Genomic DNA, 15,425 nt, shown 5'->3' with positions numbered 1-15,425 from the left:
GTGAGCGATGCACAACCCCGATCTGCGCGAACGCTTCGACCTGGCCGCCGCGCGCGAGGGCTTCGAACTCGACGCCGCGCAGCAGCTGGTGGCCGACGAACTCGCCGGGTTGGGCACCGCCCTGCGGAAGCGCTTCCGCCGCCCGCGCGGCCTGTACCTGCACGGCCCGGTCGGGCGCGGCAAGAGCTTCCTGGTAAACACGTTCTTCGCCGAAGTGCCCGTCCCGGCCAAGCTGCGAGTGCACTTCCACGACTTCTTCGACCAGCTGCACCGGGTAATCGCGCGAACCCGGTCATCGCACCGGACGAACGCCGTGAACAGCGCGATCGCCGAACTCGTCGGCGGCACTGACCTGCTGTGCTTCGACGAGTTCCACGTGCACGATCCCGGTGATGCCGTGCTGGCCACCAAGCTGCTGCGCACCCTGCTCGCACGCCGCGTCACGCTCGTGACCACCTCGAACTACCGCCCCGCCGATCTGCTGCCCAACCCGCTGTTCCACCACCTGTTCCAGCCCGCGATCGAACTCCTCGAAGGGCATCTGAACGTGGTCGAGCTCGGCGGCGGCCCGGACTACCGGCGAGCAGGCGGACGCGGGAACCCGGGCTTCGCGAGCGGAACCTGGTCGACGTCGCCGCCCGAGCACCTCCGGATCCCCACAGCAGCCGGAGGAACGCTGCTCGACGTCGACGGACGCCCCCTGCGCGCTTCGGCTGTGCGCGACGGCGTGGTGTGGTTCGACTTCGACGACCTGTGCGCGACCGCCACCTCGACGAAGGACTACCTCGTGCTCGCCGCGCGGTTCAGCACGTGGGTGATCACCGGCGTCCCGAGGTTGACGCACCGCGATGCCGAGGCACAGCAGCGTTTCGCCAACCTCGTGGACGTGCTGTCCGAAAAGGACGCGACCCTGCACGTGGTGGCCCAGCAGGACATCGCGAGCACCCTGGCCCGCGGCCGCGACACCGACCGGACCGCCAGCCGCCTCGCGCTCCTCGGGTCCAGCAGCTGAGGCCCCGCACCTGCGATGCGGGGCCTCGCTGCTGATCGGCGCCGTCAACCGAGCACGGTGACTTCCAGCTTCCGAACCGGGTCGATGACCTTGTCAGCCGTGGCCACAGTGCCATCGATGGCATCGTGGACGCCGCCGGCGAAGGCCGGGCCGCCGCCCAGCAGGCCGAGTCCCGTTGCCGCCAGCATCACGAGCACGAACGAACGCAAACGCATTGCTCAGTCTCCATTCGGGGGTTGAGGTGTGCGCTTCGAAGTCTGGTTCGCGGTGTCACCGCGCGCCCGTGCACGCACCCTTCTGCCCCGAGGCCTCACTCGATCAGCGTGGTCGCCTCGCACGATCGGCGACCGCGGGCGGCGGAACGCCTTCCGCGAAAATCCCGCCAGAACGCCAAGTGCCGTCCTCCCCAGGCGGGAAGGACGGCACCGGTGGGAGATCGCGCTACTTCTTGCCCTTGGCCTTGTCGTCCTTGGACTCGTCGGTGGACAGCGCGGCGACGAAGGCCTCCTGCGGGACCTCGACCCGACCGATGGTCTTCATCCGCTTCTTGCCCTCCTTCTGCTTCTCCAGCAGCTTGCGCTTGCGGCTGATGTCACCGCCGTAGCACTTGGCGAGCACGTCCTTGCGGATCGCGCGGATCGTCTCGCGGGCGATGATCCGCGAGCCGATCGCCGCCTGGATCGGCACCTCGAACTGCTGGCGCGGGATCAGCTCGCGCAGCTTGGAGGCCATCTTCGTGCCGTAGGCGTAGGCCGCGTCGCGGTGCACGATCGCGCTGAAGGCGTCCACCGGCTCGCCCTGCAGCAGGATGTCGACCTTGACCAGGTTCGACGACTGCATCCCCGACTCCTCGTAGTCCATCGAGGCGTAGCCGCGGGTGCGGGACTTGAGCTGGTCGAAGAAGTCGAAGACGATCTCCGCCAGCGGCAGCGTGTAGCGCAGCTCGACGCGGGTCTCCGACAGGTAGTCCATCCCGGAGAGCTGGCCGCGGCGGCTCTGGCACAGCTCCATGATCGTGCCGACGAACTCCGACGGCGCGATGATGGTGCACTTCGCGACCGGCTCGAAGACGTCCTTGATCTTGCCCTCCGGCCAGTCCGACGGGTTGGTGACGACCAGCTCGGTGCCGTCCTCCATGCCCACCTCGTAGACCACGTTCGGCGCGGTGGAGATCAGGTTCAGCTTGAACTCGCGCTCCAGCCGGTCGCGGGTGATCTCCAGGTGCAGCAGCCCGAGGAACCCGCAGCGGAAGCCGAAGCCCAGCGCGCCGGAGGTCTCCGGCTCGTAGGTCAGCGCGGCGTCGTTGAGCTGCAGCTTGTCCAGCGCCTCGCGCAGCAGCGGGTAGTCGGTGCCGTCCACCGGGTAGAGCCCGGAGTACACCATCGGCTTGGGCTCGCGGTAGCCGCTCAGCGCTTCCTCGGCGCCCTTGCGCTCGGAGGTGATCGTGTCGCCGACCTTGGACTGGCGGACGTCCTTCACCCCGGTGATCAGGTAGCCGACCTCACCGACGCCGAGGCCCGCCGATGGCTTGGGTTCCGGCGAGATGATGCCGACTTCCAGCAGCTCGTGGGTGGCGTCGGTGGACATCATCCGGATCCGCTGCCGCGGGGTGATCTTGCCGTCCACCACCCGGATGTAGGTGACCACACCGCGGTAGGTGTCGTAGACCGAGTCGAAGATCATCGCGCGCGGCGGGGCCTCGGGATCGCCCTGCGGCGCCGGGATCTGCCGCACGACCTCGTCGAGCACCGCGTCGACGCCCTCACCGGTCTTGGCCGACACGCGCAGCACGTCCTCCGGCTCGCAGCCGATGATGTGCGCCAGCTCGGCGGCGTACTTGTCCGGCTCCGCGGCGGGCAGGTCGATCTTGTTGAGCACCGGGATGATCTGCAGCTCGTGCTCCATCGCCAGGTACAGGTTGGCGAGCGTCTGCGCCTCGATGCCCTGCGCGGCGTCGACCAGCAGGATCGCGCCCTCGCACGCGGCCAGCGACCGGCTGACCTCGTAGGTGAAGTCGACGTGACCGGGCGTGTCGATCATGTGCAGCACGTGGTCGACACCTTCGGAGGTCCACGGCAGGCGCACGTTCTGCGCCTTGATCGTGATGCCGCGCTCCCGCTCGATGTCCATCCGGTCGAGGTACTGGGCCCGGTACGCGCGTTCCTCCAGCACACCGGTCAGCTGCAGCATGCGGTCGGCCAGCGTCGACTTGCCGTGGTCGATGTGCGCGATGATGCAGAAGTTCCGGATCCGCTCCGGGGGCGTGAACGTGGTGTCGGCGAAACTGCTCACTCAGTGTTCCTCGCGGATGTCGGCTGGTGCGGGGGTTCACCCCATGGTCCCACGACACGCCAAGTGCCCGATGTCCAACTCCGGGTCATCCCCGATGCCACCGCCGCTCGCACGGTGCTGAGCTGGTCGTATGAGTGGTTTTCCGGAGTTCGCCCTGGACCGTGCTTTCGGTCACCCGCGCGGTTTGCTGGGCACCGTGGGCGGCTGGCTGATGGCCCACCACAACGCGGCCACCGAGCACCAGGTCGTCCGGCTGGCCCGGCTCTCCGGCGCCGAGCGGGTGCTGGTCATCGGGCCCGGCCCCGGTGTGGGACTGCGGGAGGCCGCCGGGCAGGCGGCCCAGGTGGTGGGCGTCGAGCCTTCCGAGCAGATGCGGCATGCCGCCGCGCACCGCTGCACCGGCCTGGCGAACGTGGCGCTGCAGGACGGCGACGCCGAGTCGACCGGCCAGCCGGACGCCGCGTTCGACGTGGCGCTGAGCGTCAACAACGTGCAGCTGTGGCCGGACCGGATCGCGGCGCTCGCCGAGCTGCGCCGAGTGCTGCGCCCCGGTGGCGCTCTGCTGCTGTCCACCCACGCCCAGTGGTTGCCCGGCGGTCGCGCCGGGCTCGACTCGGACGTGCGGGCGGCCGGGTTCACCGACGTGCAGGTGTGGGCCTGGCAACCGCCCGGCAGGGCGGGCGCGCAGGTGCAGGCCCGCGCCGTTCGCCCGGAGTGACCGGTCGTTACCGTTGACCGCCGGTAACCCGACCGAGCGAGCTTTTTGGAGGACCGCCAGATGTCGTTGGGCTTGACGCTGCCCAAGGCCGAGCTGCACCTGCACATCGAAGGAACCATCGAACCGGAGCTGGTGTTCGGCCTCGCCCGGCGCAACGGCGTGGAGCTGCCCTTCGCGACCGTGGACGACCTGCGCCGCCGGTACGTCTTCGACGACCTGCAGTCCTTCCTCGACCTCTACTACCTGTCGATGGCCGTGCTGCGCACCGCGCAGGACTTCACCGATCTCACCGACGCGTACCTGGCCAGGGCCCGCGAGCAGGGCGTCCGCCACGCCGAGATCTTCTTCGACCCGCAGGCCCACGTCTCCCGCGGCGTCCCGCTGGCGGAGGTGGTGACCGGGCTGACCGAGTCGCTGCGGACCAGCCGGGAGCGCTTCGGCATCTCCACCCGGCTGATCGCGTGCTTCCTGCGCGATCTCGGGCCCCAGGAGGCGCTGGCGACCTGGGAGACGTTGCAGCCGCACCTGGAGCAGATCGACGGCATCGGCCTGGATTCCGCCGAGGTGGGCCACCCGCCGCAGCTGTTCGAGCCGGTCTTCACCCGGGCCCGCGACGCGGGCCTGCACGTGGTCGCGCACGCGGGCGAGGAGGGGCCGCCGGAGTACGTCTGGCAGGCCATCGACGTGCTCGGCGTGGAGCGCGTGGACCACGGCATCCGGTCGGTGGAGGACGCCGCGCTGCTCAAGCGCCTCGCCGATGATCGCACTCCGCTGACGGTGTGCCCGCTGTCCAACGTCCGCCTGCGCTGCGTGCCGGAGCTGTCCCAGCACCCGCTGCCGCGACTGCTGGACGCCGGTGTGCTGGTGACGATCAACTCCGACGACCCGTCCTACTTCGGCGGCTACGTCGGTGAGAACTTCACCGCGCTGCAAGAAGCTCTGAAGCTCGACGACTCGGTGCTGCGGCAGTTCGCCGCCGACTCGTTCCGCGCCTCGTTCCTCCCCGAAGCGGAGCGCGACGCGCTGATCGCCGAGATCGAGTAGCGATCGTCAGGTCCGGGCGAGCGCGACCAGGTGATCGGCGAGCTTGCCCGGCCTGGTCAACGGCACCAGGTGGCTGGTGTCGAGATCGCGCACCGCGAACGGGTTCTCCGGGGTCGCGGCGTCCGCTTCGGCGATCATGCGGTCTTGCACGTCGAGCGGGATCACCTCGTCCCGCCGGGTCCGCAGGTACGCGCGCGGGACCGTGCCCCAGGTCGCCGGATTCGCCTGCGCCGCCCCGGCGAGCGCTTGGACCGATTCGTCCGGTTGCAGGGCGTAGGCGAGTGCGGCTGGGACCTTCTCCCGGTCGAGGTCGGCCATCAGCAGGGCGTGCTGCGCGTCGATGACCTCGCGATCGGCTGTGCGGGGGTTGGTGCGGGAAGCACCGGTCGACGCGGGATCGCCGATCCAGGCCAGCCGGCGGGCACGGGCCAGCGGGCTGTCGGGGTCGGGATCTCGCGGGGCGTAGGACAGCACGGTCGGAGCGTCGACGCAGCAGTAGGCGCAGACGTAGACCAGCATCGCCAGCTCGCCCGGCACCGCGTTGGCGACCCGGGTGACCACGTTTCCGCCGAGGCTGTGGCCGACCAGCACGACCGGGCCGTGCGCGGCGACCTTCTCGACGATGGCGCGGACGTGGTCGGTGTAGTCGTCGAGCGTGCGATCGGCGATCGGCGAAGGCGCACCGGCCAGCAGGTCCTGATCTTGCGATCCGGCGAAGCCGTCGGGGAAGCGCGTGTCGAACCCGTGCCCCGGCAGCTCGACCGGGCAAGCGCGGGCTCCGCGCTCGGCCAGCGCACCGACCACGGGTGACCAGACCGCGGCGGTGGAGGCCATCCCCGGCACCAGGACGAACGTCGGTTCAGCGAGCACTGCCATCACCCTCCGGAAATCCGAGTCGTCCGCCGCGCCGCCCAGACCAGCAGACAGATCACTGCCAGCAGGAACACGGCGTTGGACGCGTACTTGTCGACATCGCTGCCCGGCACCAGGGCGGGAACGGCGAACGCCATCCCGGCCGTGCACAGCAGCGGAGCGGCGGCGACGGCCAGCTCGTGTCGCGGTGTCCAGCCCTTCTGCCTCGACCAGTGCACGAGCAGGACACCAGCGACCGCCAGCACGACCACCGACACGGCGATGCTCGGCCACGCCCACGGGCCCGGTTCCGGGCCACGTGCGACGACGTGCACGGTGAACAGGAGCAGAGCGCCCGCCCCGAGCAGCCAAACCGGTGGCACCCGACCCGTTCCGGTGCGGCGCTCGGGAACTCGCGGCAGGCGCAGCGCGACGACCACCAGCACTACGACGATCGCCGCGACGGTGGCGAGCACTCCAGCAGGAGCGGGACCGGCGGTGAGGACGTCCGACAGGATCACCGCGGCACCACCGAGATAGGCCAGCACGATCACGACCATGCCGCCGGGACCGAGCCAGGGTTCACGCGCCCGCCTCCCGGAGCACGCCTCCACCACCGCGATCGGTGCGCCGAAGCTGAGCATCGCGTGGCCGCCGACGAACACCAGCAGCTGGCTGACGTCGATCCCGGCCCACGGCAGGTACGCGGGCAGCTCCTGCCAGTAGACCGAGCCGCTGAACGAGTCCCGGTCGACCAGGGCCTGGTCGATGAGGCCCGCTTGGACCAGCCCGAACGCCGCCGCCAGCAGCAAGATCGTCGGCCAGCCCCGCCCGGTCCGCCTGGCGACCTCGCGCAGCAAGACGGCGATGCCGCCGTAGAGCGGGCCGACGATGCCGATGGACAGCAGCAGCCCGGGCAGGTCCGACAGCCGCTGACCGTGGTAACCGCTCAGGTATTCGGCGGCGATCGGAGACAGGACGACGAGCCCCAGCACCGGTGCCCAGTGCGTGCGGCGCCGGGAGGCGTTGCGGGTGGGCGGTGGTGAGGTGGCGGTCACGATCACCTACATTAGCAGAATGCGCGTTCTACTAATGACCGGACGACCGACGGGAGCACGCCGGGCATGAGAACAGTCGATCCCGACCGGTACGCGGAGCGACGGCGACGAATCCTCGCCGGAGCGGCCGACGCGTTCGCCGCCTCCGGATACGCCAAGACGACCGTCGGCGACCTGCGGAAGGCCACCGGCGTCAGCTCGGGCGCGCTGTTCCACTACTTCGCCGACAAAGCGGCGATCTTCCGCGCGATCGTCGCGGACGACTGCGCCCGGGTCCGGGCCGAACTCGGGCGGATCGACAGCGCCGATCCGCGCCGCGCGTTCTTCACCGCCGTGCAGGTGATGGCGGGCGACCTCGTCCAGCCGAACGCCGCCGGGATGGCCGCCGCGGTGCTGGAACGCGCCTCCGCCGACCCGGAACTGGCCGCGATCCTCGCCGAGCTCGAACAGGTCGAGCGGGACGCGTTGACCGGACTCGCCGAACTGATGCGGCGGGACGGCCTCATGGATCCGGCGGTTTCGCCGAGCCAAGCGGCCCGGTGGACGATCACCGTTCTCGACGGCCTGTACCTGCACTGCGATGACGAGGACTTCGACGCGCAGGACGAGATCCGGTTCCTCGTCGAGTCGCTCGCGCGCACCTTCCGGATCACGCCGAGCGCCTCCGCGTAGGCGCGCCGGGCCACAGGAGATCGCTCAGCTCTCGCCGTCCGGCCAGACCACACCGGAGAGCGCCCGCAATCCCCGCGCCACTTCCGCCGCGCTCGGGGCGTCGTCGGGCGAGACCATCCACTGCAACATCACCCCGGACAGCAGCGCCATGTGCACCGAGCCCAGGCTGCGCACCTGCTCGTCCGGGAGGGAATCCTCGCTGGCGACCAGCAACGCCGCCGCCTGCCCCGCTCTGCCCTGCCGCATGCCGTCGGCCAGCCGGTCGCGCAGCTCCGGCGAGCGCGCAGCCTGCATGAACGCCTCGACGCTGGCCAACCACAGCGGGCGGTGGCTGGTGAACGAGTCGATCATCCGCGCCCACATCGCCTCGAACCGCTCCGCGGCCCCGCCCTCGCCTTCGGCGCCGAGGGTGCGCGCGACTTCGGCGCCCCACTCGTCCAACGCCTCGAAGAGCGCGGCGTTGAGCAGGTTCTCGCGCGATCCGAAGTGGTAGCCGATCGCGGCCATGCTGACCCCCGCCTCGGTCGCGATGTCGCGCACCGTCGAGCGCTCGTAGCCCTTGTCGAGCAAGCAGCGCTTCGCCCCGGCCAGCAGGTCCTCGCGATTTCCCATGGCCAGACCCTAGCAGCCGATGGCGCGAACGCCTCAGGCGATCGCCTTGCGCAAATGCCTTGCGCGTTTGCCCAAATACTGGATAGCGTTCCTCCGCACCGGCCGCCGACCCGGCGGTCCACGTACGGAGAGGAGCGGCCCATGCCCGGCCGCACGCGACATTCGAAGACGTTCGCCGTTCTGATCGCGGCCGGACTGACCGCGGGACTCGCCGCTTGCGGACCTCAGCAGCCGGACGACCCGGTGGTGCTGACCGATTCCGGCCCCGTGCGCGGCGCCGCGACCGAGCAGATCCGGTCCTTCAGCGGGATCCCGTACGCGGCACCGCCCACCGGTTCCCTCCGCTGGGCCCCGCCGCAGCCGGTGCAGCCGTGGGAAGCGCCCCGCGATGCGACGCGCAGGGGCAACGCGTGCCCGCAGGTCGGCGTGGAGATCGGCGAACCGAGCACGACGGAGGACTGCTTGTACCTCAACGTCACCGCACCGCGGCAGACCGCGGACCGGCCGCTACCGGTGATGGTCTACCTCCACGGCGGCAGCTTCGTCGACGGCGTCGCGCACCGCTACGACCCGACACCCCTGGTGACCAGGGGCGATGTCATCGTGGTGACCGTCAACTACCGGCTCGGCATCTTCGGCTTCCTCAGCCACCCCGCCCTCGACGCCGCCGGCCCGTCCGGCGACTACGGGCTCCAGGACCAGCAGGCCGCGCTGCGCTGGGTCCAGCGCAACGCGCGGGCATTCGGCGGGGACCCGGGCAACGTGACGCTGTTCGGCGAGTCCGGGGGCGGGTTCTCGGTGTGCGACAACCTGGTCTCCCCCGGCTCGGCCGGGCTCTTCCACCGAGCGATCGTCCAGAGCGCCCCGTGCGCTGCTCAGTGGTCGCCCGAAACCACCTCCGCGCCGCGCCCGAGGGCCATCGCCGCGCAGCAGGGCATCGGACTGGCAACTCGCGCGGGATGCGCCGACGAGGCGACGGCTGCGGACTGCCTGCGGCGCAAACCCGTGCCAGAGCTGCTGGAAGCCGCCTCGGGCGAGAACTTCAGCCCCGCGCTCGGCGGCACCGCGCTGCCGACGGATCCGGCGACGGCACTGGAAAGCGGCCGGTTCGCACGGGTTCCCGTGCTGCACGGCATCAACCGCGACGAAGAGCGCTTCATGACCATGGGTGCGGAGCTGATGAACGGCAGGCCGCTGAGCTTCGAGCAGTACCGCGCGGAAGTGGCGCAGCTGTTCCCGGACCACGCCGAGGCCGTGATCGGCGAATACGGTTGCTACGACGACAGTTGTGCGAGCCTGGCGAGATCGGCCGCGATCACCGACCACCGCTGGGCGAAGGCCTCGCTGGACACCGGCACCGCACTGGCCAGGTGGACACCCACCTACAGCTACGAATTCGCAGCGCAGGACGCACCGTGGCACGAAGGCGTGCCCAAGCCGCCGTACCCGGTGGGCGCCTACCACACCGCCGAGCTGCCGTACCTGTTCAACGCGGACTGGGCCGAGCCGCTGGACCAGGCGCAGCAGGAGCTCGCCGACCAGATGATCGGCTACTGGACGCGGTTCGCGGCCACCGGAGACCCCAACGGCGACGGCGCCGCGCGCTGGGACCGGAATGCGGTCTTAGCGCTGGAATCCGGGCGGCCGGGTGGCATCGCGGCTCGGGACTTCGCCGCCGAGCACCACTACGAGTTCTGGACCGCGATCAGCTGAACCGGGTGCGGCGGTTCCACCGGGGGCCGCCGCACCTTCGTCAGAGGTGGCGGACGTCGACGCGCAGCGGGTGGTCCGACGGGATCTCCACCAGCACGATCCGCATGCCGTCGGGGTCGGCGACCCAGGCCTCGTCCAGGCCCCACGGCTTGCGCTCGGGCTCGGCCAGCACGGTGACGCCGCGCTCGCGGAGCTGCTCGAACTCCGCCCGCACATCGCGCACCTGCACCCAGAGCACCTGGTCCGGGCTCGGCCCGGGGCCGCCGCTGCCGGAGATCTCCAGAAGTCCCTGCCCGAGGAAGAAGACCGCGCCACCGGGGAACTCCCGGGCGATCGCCAACCCGAGCACGTCCCGGTAGAAGCGCACCGACCGGTCCCACTCGCGCGGCCGGAGGATCAACCGGCTGGCCAAGACGTCCATGCGCCCATTCCTACCCGGCCGAACCCCGCAACGCCGGATCAGCTCGCCCGGCGAAGCGCCGGAACCGCCAAACGCTCCGCGCTAGCTGATCAGGCGATGCCGAGGAGGACCACTCCGGTGAGGACGACCAGGGCTCCCGCCATGCGGCGGCCGGGTTGGGACTCGCCGAGGAAGCGCCAGGCCAGCAGGCCCGCGATGACGATGCTCAGCTCGCGGGCCGGGGCCACCAGGCTCACCGGGGCCAGCTGCATCGCGAACAGGACGAGGATGTAGGCCAGCGGCGACAGCAGCGCCACCGCCAGCACCGCCGCGCGGTGCTCGGACCAGACCGCGGCGATCTGGGTTCGGCGGCGGGCCGCGTACGGGGCGAGCAGGCCCGCGCGGGCGAAGTTGTTCGCCCAGTCGTACAGCAGCGGGGACAGCGCCAGGCCGGTCACCGCGTAGGCGTCCCACACCGTGTAGATCGCGATCAGCGAGCCGGTCAGGACGCCGAACCCGACTCCGGCCAGGCTCGCGCCCGAGCGGGGCAAGCCGTCGGACAGCCCGATCACCAGCACTCCCGCGATCACCAGCAGCCCGCCGGCCACCCCGAGCCAGCCCGGCCGCTCGCCCAGCGCCAGCACCGCGATCAGCATCGCCAGCATCGGGCCGGTGCCCCTGGCCAGCGGGTAGACCACCGACATGTCACCGACCGCGTAACCGCGCTGCAGCAGCAGGAAGTAGGCCAGGTGCACGACCGCGCTGACGAGCACGCCCAGCACCCAGTCGCCCAGCGGCGGAACGCCGAACAGCAGCAGCGCCCCGAGGGCCACCGGCAGGTACAGCACGGCGGAGCAGGTCGCGGTCAGCCACACGAAACCGGCGCCCGCCGATCCGGCTCGCTTGGCGAAGAAGTTCCAGCCCGCGTGGGCGAACGCAGCTGCGACGACGAGGACGACGGCGACCAATCCCATGGAACCCTCTCCGCACCGCGCGGGCGCGCGGCATCCGGGTTCCTCCAGGCTTTTGTCCCGTCAGATGTACGACCGCGTCCGTTCGGCGGTCGCCGGTGCCGCTCGGACCGGTCCTCCGCGCTCCTGGTTGTGGCGATCTGCATCGGAGCGGGAGCGGAACCCTAGGCACAGCCAGCGGCGATGCTACGCCGCGCGGGCGCCCGGGCTGAAGGACGTTGTGAGCCGCGTCGCTACGCGCCGGCGGCCATCTTCCAGCCGAGGCTGACGACGAGGCCGACGACCACGGTCAGGAAGACCCGGCGCACGAAACCCGATCCGCGCCGGGCTGCCAGCATCGCGCCGAGCACGCTGCCCGCGATGTTGCTCAGCGCCATCAGGATGCCCAGGCCCCAGAGGACCTTGCCCGCCGGGATGAAGAAGATCAGCGCGCCGAGGTTGGTCGCGACGTTGACCACCTTCGCCGTGGCAGAGGCCGTGAGGAACGCGAAACCGACCAGGCCCACCAGCAGGAACACCAGGAACGATCCGGTTCCGGGACCGGCGATGCCGTCCCAGAAGCCGATCACCGCACCGCCCGCGAGCATCACGAGCAGCTGGACGCGGCGCTGGAAGCGCGGCGCGTCGACCGACCCGAGGTCGGGCTTGCGCCAGGTGTAGAGGCCCACGGCCACCAGCGCCACGAGCACGATGATGTTGAGCACGTGCGAGGGCAGCGCGTTGGCGAGCATCGCTCCGCCCAGCGATCCCAGCAGTGCGACCAGCGCCATCGACAGCGCGGCGCTCCAGTCGATCGGAGTGCGCTTGGCGTAGGTGCGGGCGGCCGCGGCGGTGCCCGCGATCGCCGCGACCTTGTTGGTGGCCAGCGAGTAGATCACCTCGCCGCCCGGCAGGAGCAGCAGCATGGCGGGCAGCTGGACCAGACCGCCGCCACCGACGATGGCGTCGACCGCCCCGGCGAGGAACGCCGCCGCGCAGAGGAAGAGCAGTCCGGCGAGCGAGAGGTCGGCGAAACCCGGCCAGTTCAGGGCGTCCAGCACGAGGATCGACCCTATGTTCTGCGCGGGCCGGTTCCGAGCCGATGTGATCGCTCTCGCGCCCGCTCGCCCGGCCGACATCCGCCCAGGTCGCGGCTGTTAACATGGTCGACCGTGCCGTGCGGCGTTCCGCCGTGGAGGAAACCTGCCCCCGGGCAGGGCCGAGTCAAGCGCGGCACGACCGATTCGACAGACGCGAAAGAGGCGAACCAGTGGCCAACATCAAGTCCCAGATGAAGCGGATCAAGACCAACGAGGCGGCCCGGCAGCGCAACAAGGCCGTGAAGTCCTCGCTGAAGACCGCGATCCGCAAGTTCCGCGAGGCCGCTGCCGCCGGTGAGAAGGACAAGGCCATCGAGCTGCAGCGCGCCGCCAGCCGCGAGCTGGACAAGGCCGCCAGCAAGGGCGTCATCCACCGCAACCAGGCCGCCAACAAGAAGTCGGCCCTGGCGCAGCGCGTCAACGAGCTCTGATCTCGGCCTGCCTTCGGCCCCTTCCCGGCGGGAAGGGGCCGTTTGCTTTTCAGGAGCGCTGGTTGCGGAGCTCGACCAGGCGCAGGACGGTGCGCTCCAGGGCGTAGGTGGCGTCCGCGGCCATGCCCTTGACCCCGGCGTTGACCTCGGCGACCGCCTGGAGCGCGGCCGCGAGGGTCTTGGGCGTCCAGCCCCTGGACTGCGCCAGCGCCTTCTTCACCTTCCACGCGGGCATGCCGAGCTCACCGGCCAGGCGGAACGGGTCGTTGCGGCCGCCCGCGGCGGCGACCCGGCCGATGGTCCGGACCGAATCCGCCAGCGCATCGGCGATCAGCACGTGCGGGACGCCGAGCTGCACCGCCCAGCGCAGCGCCTCCAGCGCGGCGGCCCGGTCGCCGGTCACGGCCTTCTCCGCGACCGCGAACCCGGTGACCTCGGCGCGTCCCCGGTGGTAGCGGCGCACCGCGGTCTCGTCGACCTTCCCGCCGGTGTCGGCGACCAGCTGGGTCGCCGCCGCGGAGAGCTCGCGCAGGTCCGAACCGACGGTCTCGATCAGCGCGGCCACCGCGGCCGCGTCCGCCTTGCCGCCCGCACGGCGGATCTCGTCGCGGACGAACGCCTCCCGCTCGGCGGCCTTGGTGATCTTGTTGCACTCCGTGACGCGCGCGCCGAGCTTGCGCAGCGCGTTGGGCAGTTCCTTCGCGTACTTCGACCGCCCGCCGCCGGTGTGCACGACGACGAGGGTGACGCCGTCGACCGGCTGCTTGGCCTGGGACAGCAGGGCCTCGGCGATCTCCTTGCCCGCGTCCTGCGCGGATTCCACCGCCAGCACCCGCCCCTCCGCGAACAGCGAAGGGCTGAGCATCTCGGCCAGCTCCGGTGGGGTGAGTTCGCTCACCTTCACCCGGCGCAGCTCGGCGTCCGGGTCCGCCGCGCGGGCCGCTCCGACCGCCGCCCACAGCGCGCGTTCCACCAGCAGTTCCTCGTCGCCGAGCACCAGGTGCAGCGGATCGGTGACCACGGACGGTGAGCTCATGCAGGCATCGTCCCACGCACCCGCGACGTTCCCGGCATCTGGATCGGCCTGGCCAGAACCGCGCGCGATCCATTAGCGTTGCGGGCACAACCGAATAGCTCATCCAGAGGGGCAGAGGGAACGGCCCGATGAAGCCCCGGCAACCGTTCGTCCGGCGAATCGTGTCTTCTTCCGCGAGGTCTCCGGCGAAAGCGGTGCCAATTCCGACCCGTCCGCGGGACAGATGAGGAGAGGACCTCGCGATGACCGCTGCTGCCCCTGCCCAGAAGACCTACGACCTGGGCAACGCCGTCGAACTGGTGTCCAAGGAAGAGGGGCACCGGCAGCCGCTGGCCCCCGAGTTCGTCTCCCTCGAAGACTTCTCCCCGCTGGAAGTGGCCTACGACTTCCCGCGGATCCGCCGCGAGGACATCGAAGCCGGCCCCCGGTCGATCTGGCGCTACAAGCAGCTGCTCCCGGTGCCCTCCAACGTCGAGGAGCACCCGAACACCGACCCCGGCTGTACGCGCTTGATCCGCGCCGACAACCTCGCGAAGGCGTTGGGGGTCAAGCGGATCTGGATCAAGGACGACACCGGCAACCCGACGCACTCGTTCAAGGACCGGGTGGTCGCCGTCGCGCTGGCCGCCGCCCGCGAGTTCGGCTTCAAGGTGCTGGCCTGCCCGTCGACCGGGAACCTGGCCAACGCGGTGGCCGCGGCCGCCGCCCGCGCCGGCTGGGATTCCGTGGTGCTGGTGCCGAAGACCCTGGAACGCGCCAAGATCCTGATGAGCGCGGTCTACGACGGCTCGCTGCTCGCCGTCGACGGCAACTACGACGACGTCAACCGCCTGGCCACCGAGCTGGCCGGCGAGCACGAGGACTGGGCGTTCGTCAACGTCAACGTCCGCCCCTACTACTCCGAGGGCTCCAAGACGCTGGCCTTCGAGGTCGCCGAGCAGCTCGGCTGGCGCATCCCCGAGCAGATCGTGGTGCCGATCGCCTCCGGCTCGCAGCTGACCAAGGTCTACAAGGGATTCAACGAGCTCGGCCAGGTCGGCCTGGTGGAGCCGAGCCCGGTGCGGATCTTCGGCGCGCAGGCCACCGGCTGCTCCCCGGTGTCCACCGCGTACAAGGGCGGGCACGACGTGGTGCAGCCGGTGCGTCCGGACACCATCGCACGCTCGCTGGCCATCGGCGCGCCCGCCGACGGCCCGTACGTCCTGGACATCGTGCGCAAGACGAACGGCGCCATCGAGGACGTCACCGACGACGAGGTGCGCGCCGGTATCCGGTTGCTGGCCCGCACCGAGGGCATCTTCGCCGAGACCGCCGGTGGGGTCACCGTGGCCACCGCGAAGAAGCTCATCGAGGCCGGCCAGATCGACCCGGATGCCGAGACCGTCCTGCTGATCACCGGTGACGGGCTGAAGACCCTGGACGCGGTCCAGGACCAGATCGGCCCGAAGGCCACCGTGGCGCCGACGACCGAGGCCGTCAACCAGGCCCTCGGCCTGTAACTCCGGCTGGACGGTGCGCGGCGCCACCGAGACGGC

At 70.8% G+C, this 15,425-nt stretch carries 16 protein-coding genes and 1 riboswitch; of the genes, 7 read left to right on the top strand and 9 right to left on the bottom strand.

Annotated features, from left to right (window positions below; all coding sequences use genetic code 11):
* Positions 1–7 precede the first annotated feature (7 nt).
* Entirely contained in the window at positions 8–1,012 is a 1,005-nt protein-coding gene (gene zapE, locus OU416_RS21085) for a cell division protein ZapE (RefSeq protein WP_270928717.1), read from the top strand.
* Positions 1,013–1,056: 44 nt separating this feature from the next.
* Here zapE and OU416_RS21080 read toward each other — a convergent pair whose 3' ends face one another.
* The gene (locus OU416_RS21080) at positions 1,057–1,227 is read right to left on the bottom strand and encodes a hypothetical protein (RefSeq protein WP_270928716.1); all 171 of its coding nucleotides are present in this window, start codon (positions 1,225–1,227) and stop codon (positions 1,057–1,059) included.
* A 226-nt stretch (positions 1,228–1,453) separates the two neighbouring features.
* A complete protein-coding gene (gene lepA / locus OU416_RS21075; RefSeq protein WP_270928715.1) occupies positions 1,454–3,304 on the bottom strand; it encodes a translation elongation factor 4 in 1,851 nt (616 codons plus the stop codon).
* Positions 3,305–3,434: 130 nt separating this feature from the next.
* Between lepA and OU416_RS21070 the strand changes: the two genes are divergently transcribed.
* Entirely contained in the window at positions 3,435–4,022 is a 588-nt protein-coding gene (locus OU416_RS21070) for a class I SAM-dependent methyltransferase (RefSeq protein WP_270928714.1), read from the top strand.
* A 60-nt stretch (positions 4,023–4,082) separates the two neighbouring features.
* A complete protein-coding gene (locus OU416_RS21065) occupies positions 4,083–5,066 on the top strand; it encodes an adenosine deaminase (RefSeq protein ID WP_270928713.1) in 984 nt (327 codons plus the stop codon).
* 6 nt (positions 5,067–5,072) lie between these two features.
* Here OU416_RS21065 and OU416_RS21060 read toward each other — a convergent pair whose 3' ends face one another.
* Positions 5,073–5,942, bottom strand: coding sequence for an alpha/beta fold hydrolase (locus tag OU416_RS21060; protein ID WP_270928712.1), 870 nt, complete (start codon positions 5,940–5,942; stop codon positions 5,073–5,075).
* Complete coding sequence (locus OU416_RS21055; protein WP_270928711.1) at positions 5,942–6,976, bottom strand: hypothetical protein; 1,035 nt, start codon at positions 6,974–6,976, stop codon at positions 5,942–5,944. The genes OU416_RS21060 and OU416_RS21055 overlap by 1 nt, the downstream gene beginning before the upstream one ends.
* A 66-nt stretch (positions 6,977–7,042) precedes the next feature.
* On the opposite strand from OU416_RS21055, the gene OU416_RS21050 reads away from it, so the two are divergent.
* Positions 7,043–7,648, top strand: a complete 606-nt coding sequence (locus OU416_RS21050) for a TetR/AcrR family transcriptional regulator (RefSeq protein ID WP_270928710.1) — start codon at positions 7,043–7,045, stop codon at positions 7,646–7,648.
* Positions 7,649–7,672: 24 nt separating this feature from the next.
* Here OU416_RS21050 and OU416_RS21045 read toward each other — a convergent pair whose 3' ends face one another.
* The gene (locus tag OU416_RS21045) at positions 7,673–8,260 is read right to left on the bottom strand and encodes a TetR/AcrR family transcriptional regulator (RefSeq protein WP_270928709.1); all 588 of its coding nucleotides are present in this window, start codon (positions 8,258–8,260) and stop codon (positions 7,673–7,675) included.
* Between the two features lie 141 nt (positions 8,261–8,401).
* Between OU416_RS21045 and OU416_RS21040 the strand changes: the two genes are divergently transcribed.
* Entirely contained in the window at positions 8,402–9,973 is a 1,572-nt protein-coding gene (locus OU416_RS21040; RefSeq protein WP_270928708.1) for a carboxylesterase/lipase family protein, read from the top strand.
* A 40-nt stretch (positions 9,974–10,013) separates the two neighbouring features.
* Here the strand turns inward: OU416_RS21040 and OU416_RS21035 are convergent, their stop codons facing one another.
* The 3 genes from OU416_RS21035 to OU416_RS21025 form a co-directional block, all read right to left on the bottom strand.
* Positions 10,014–10,394, bottom strand: coding sequence for a VOC family protein (locus tag OU416_RS21035; RefSeq protein ID WP_270928707.1), 381 nt, complete (start codon positions 10,392–10,394; stop codon positions 10,014–10,016).
* An 89-nt stretch (positions 10,395–10,483) separates the two neighbouring features.
* On the bottom strand, positions 10,484–11,347 hold the full coding sequence (locus OU416_RS21030; protein ID WP_270928706.1) for an EamA family transporter: 864 nt from the start codon (positions 11,345–11,347) through the stop codon (positions 10,484–10,486).
* Positions 11,348–11,577: 230 nt separating this feature from the next.
* Positions 11,578–12,384, bottom strand: coding sequence for a TSUP family transporter (locus OU416_RS21025; protein WP_270928705.1), 807 nt, complete (start codon positions 12,382–12,384; stop codon positions 11,578–11,580).
* A 209-nt stretch (positions 12,385–12,593) separates the two neighbouring features.
* On the opposite strand from OU416_RS21025, the gene rpsT reads away from it, so the two are divergent.
* Positions 12,594–12,854 (top strand): 30S ribosomal protein S20, encoded by a 261-nt coding sequence (gene rpsT / locus OU416_RS21020; protein ID WP_270928704.1) that lies wholly within the window; start codon positions 12,594–12,596, stop codon positions 12,852–12,854.
* A gap of 49 nt (positions 12,855–12,903) precedes the next feature.
* Here the strand turns inward: rpsT and holA are convergent, their stop codons facing one another.
* The gene (gene holA, locus OU416_RS21015; RefSeq protein ID WP_270928703.1) at positions 12,904–13,890 is read right to left on the bottom strand and encodes a DNA polymerase III subunit delta; all 987 of its coding nucleotides are present in this window, start codon (positions 13,888–13,890) and stop codon (positions 12,904–12,906) included.
* A 96-nt stretch (positions 13,891–13,986) separates the two neighbouring features.
* Positions 13,987–14,120, top strand: a riboswitch (SAM riboswitch).
* A 12-nt stretch (positions 14,121–14,132) separates the two neighbouring features.
* Between holA and thrC the strand changes: the two genes are divergently transcribed.
* Positions 14,133–15,389: a threonine synthase gene (thrC, locus tag OU416_RS21010; RefSeq protein ID WP_270928702.1), complete on the top strand. Its 1,257-nt coding sequence runs from the start codon at positions 14,133–14,135 to the stop codon at positions 15,387–15,389.
* The last annotated feature ends 36 nt before the right edge of the window (positions 15,390–15,425 follow it).

Source organism: Saccharopolyspora indica, assembly GCF_027853965.1.
GTDB lineage: Bacteria > Actinomycetota > Actinomycetes > Mycobacteriales > Pseudonocardiaceae > Saccharopolyspora > Saccharopolyspora indica.
The sequence above is the reverse complement of the archived record's forward strand: the minus strand, read 5'-3'. Positions and strand labels throughout refer to the sequence as shown.

What these genes read in the sequence shown, in the direction of transcription:
- zapE (WP_270928717.1), top strand. Translation starts at nt 8, where the DNA reads ATGCACAACCCCGATCTGCGCGAACGCTTCGACCTGGCCGCCGCGCGC.
- OU416_RS21080 (WP_270928716.1), bottom strand. Translation starts at nt 1,227, where the DNA reads ATGCGTTTGCGTTCGTTCGTGCTCGTGATGCTGGCGGCAACGGGACTC.
- OU416_RS21070 (WP_270928714.1), top strand. Translation starts at nt 3,435, where the DNA reads ATGAGTGGTTTTCCGGAGTTCGCCCTGGACCGTGCTTTCGGTCACCCG.
- OU416_RS21065 (WP_270928713.1), top strand. Translation starts at nt 4,083, where the DNA reads ATGTCGTTGGGCTTGACGCTGCCCAAGGCCGAGCTGCACCTGCACATC.
- OU416_RS21060 (WP_270928712.1), bottom strand. Translation starts at nt 5,942, where the DNA reads ATGGCAGTGCTCGCTGAACCGACGTTCGTCCTGGTGCCGGGGATGGCC.
- OU416_RS21050 (WP_270928710.1), top strand. Translation starts at nt 7,043, where the DNA reads ATGAGAACAGTCGATCCCGACCGGTACGCGGAGCGACGGCGACGAATC.
- OU416_RS21045 (WP_270928709.1), bottom strand. Translation starts at nt 8,260, where the DNA reads ATGGGAAATCGCGAGGACCTGCTGGCCGGGGCGAAGCGCTGCTTGCTC.
- OU416_RS21040 (WP_270928708.1), top strand. Translation starts at nt 8,402, where the DNA reads ATGCCCGGCCGCACGCGACATTCGAAGACGTTCGCCGTTCTGATCGCG.
- OU416_RS21035 (WP_270928707.1), bottom strand. Translation starts at nt 10,394, where the DNA reads ATGGACGTCTTGGCCAGCCGGTTGATCCTCCGGCCGCGCGAGTGGGAC.
- OU416_RS21030 (WP_270928706.1), bottom strand. Translation starts at nt 11,347, where the DNA reads ATGGGATTGGTCGCCGTCGTCCTCGTCGTCGCAGCTGCGTTCGCCCAC.
- holA (WP_270928703.1), bottom strand. Translation starts at nt 13,890, where the DNA reads ATGAGCTCACCGTCCGTGGTCACCGATCCGCTGCACCTGGTGCTCGGC.
- thrC (WP_270928702.1), top strand. Translation starts at nt 14,133, where the DNA reads ATGACCGCTGCTGCCCCTGCCCAGAAGACCTACGACCTGGGCAACGCC.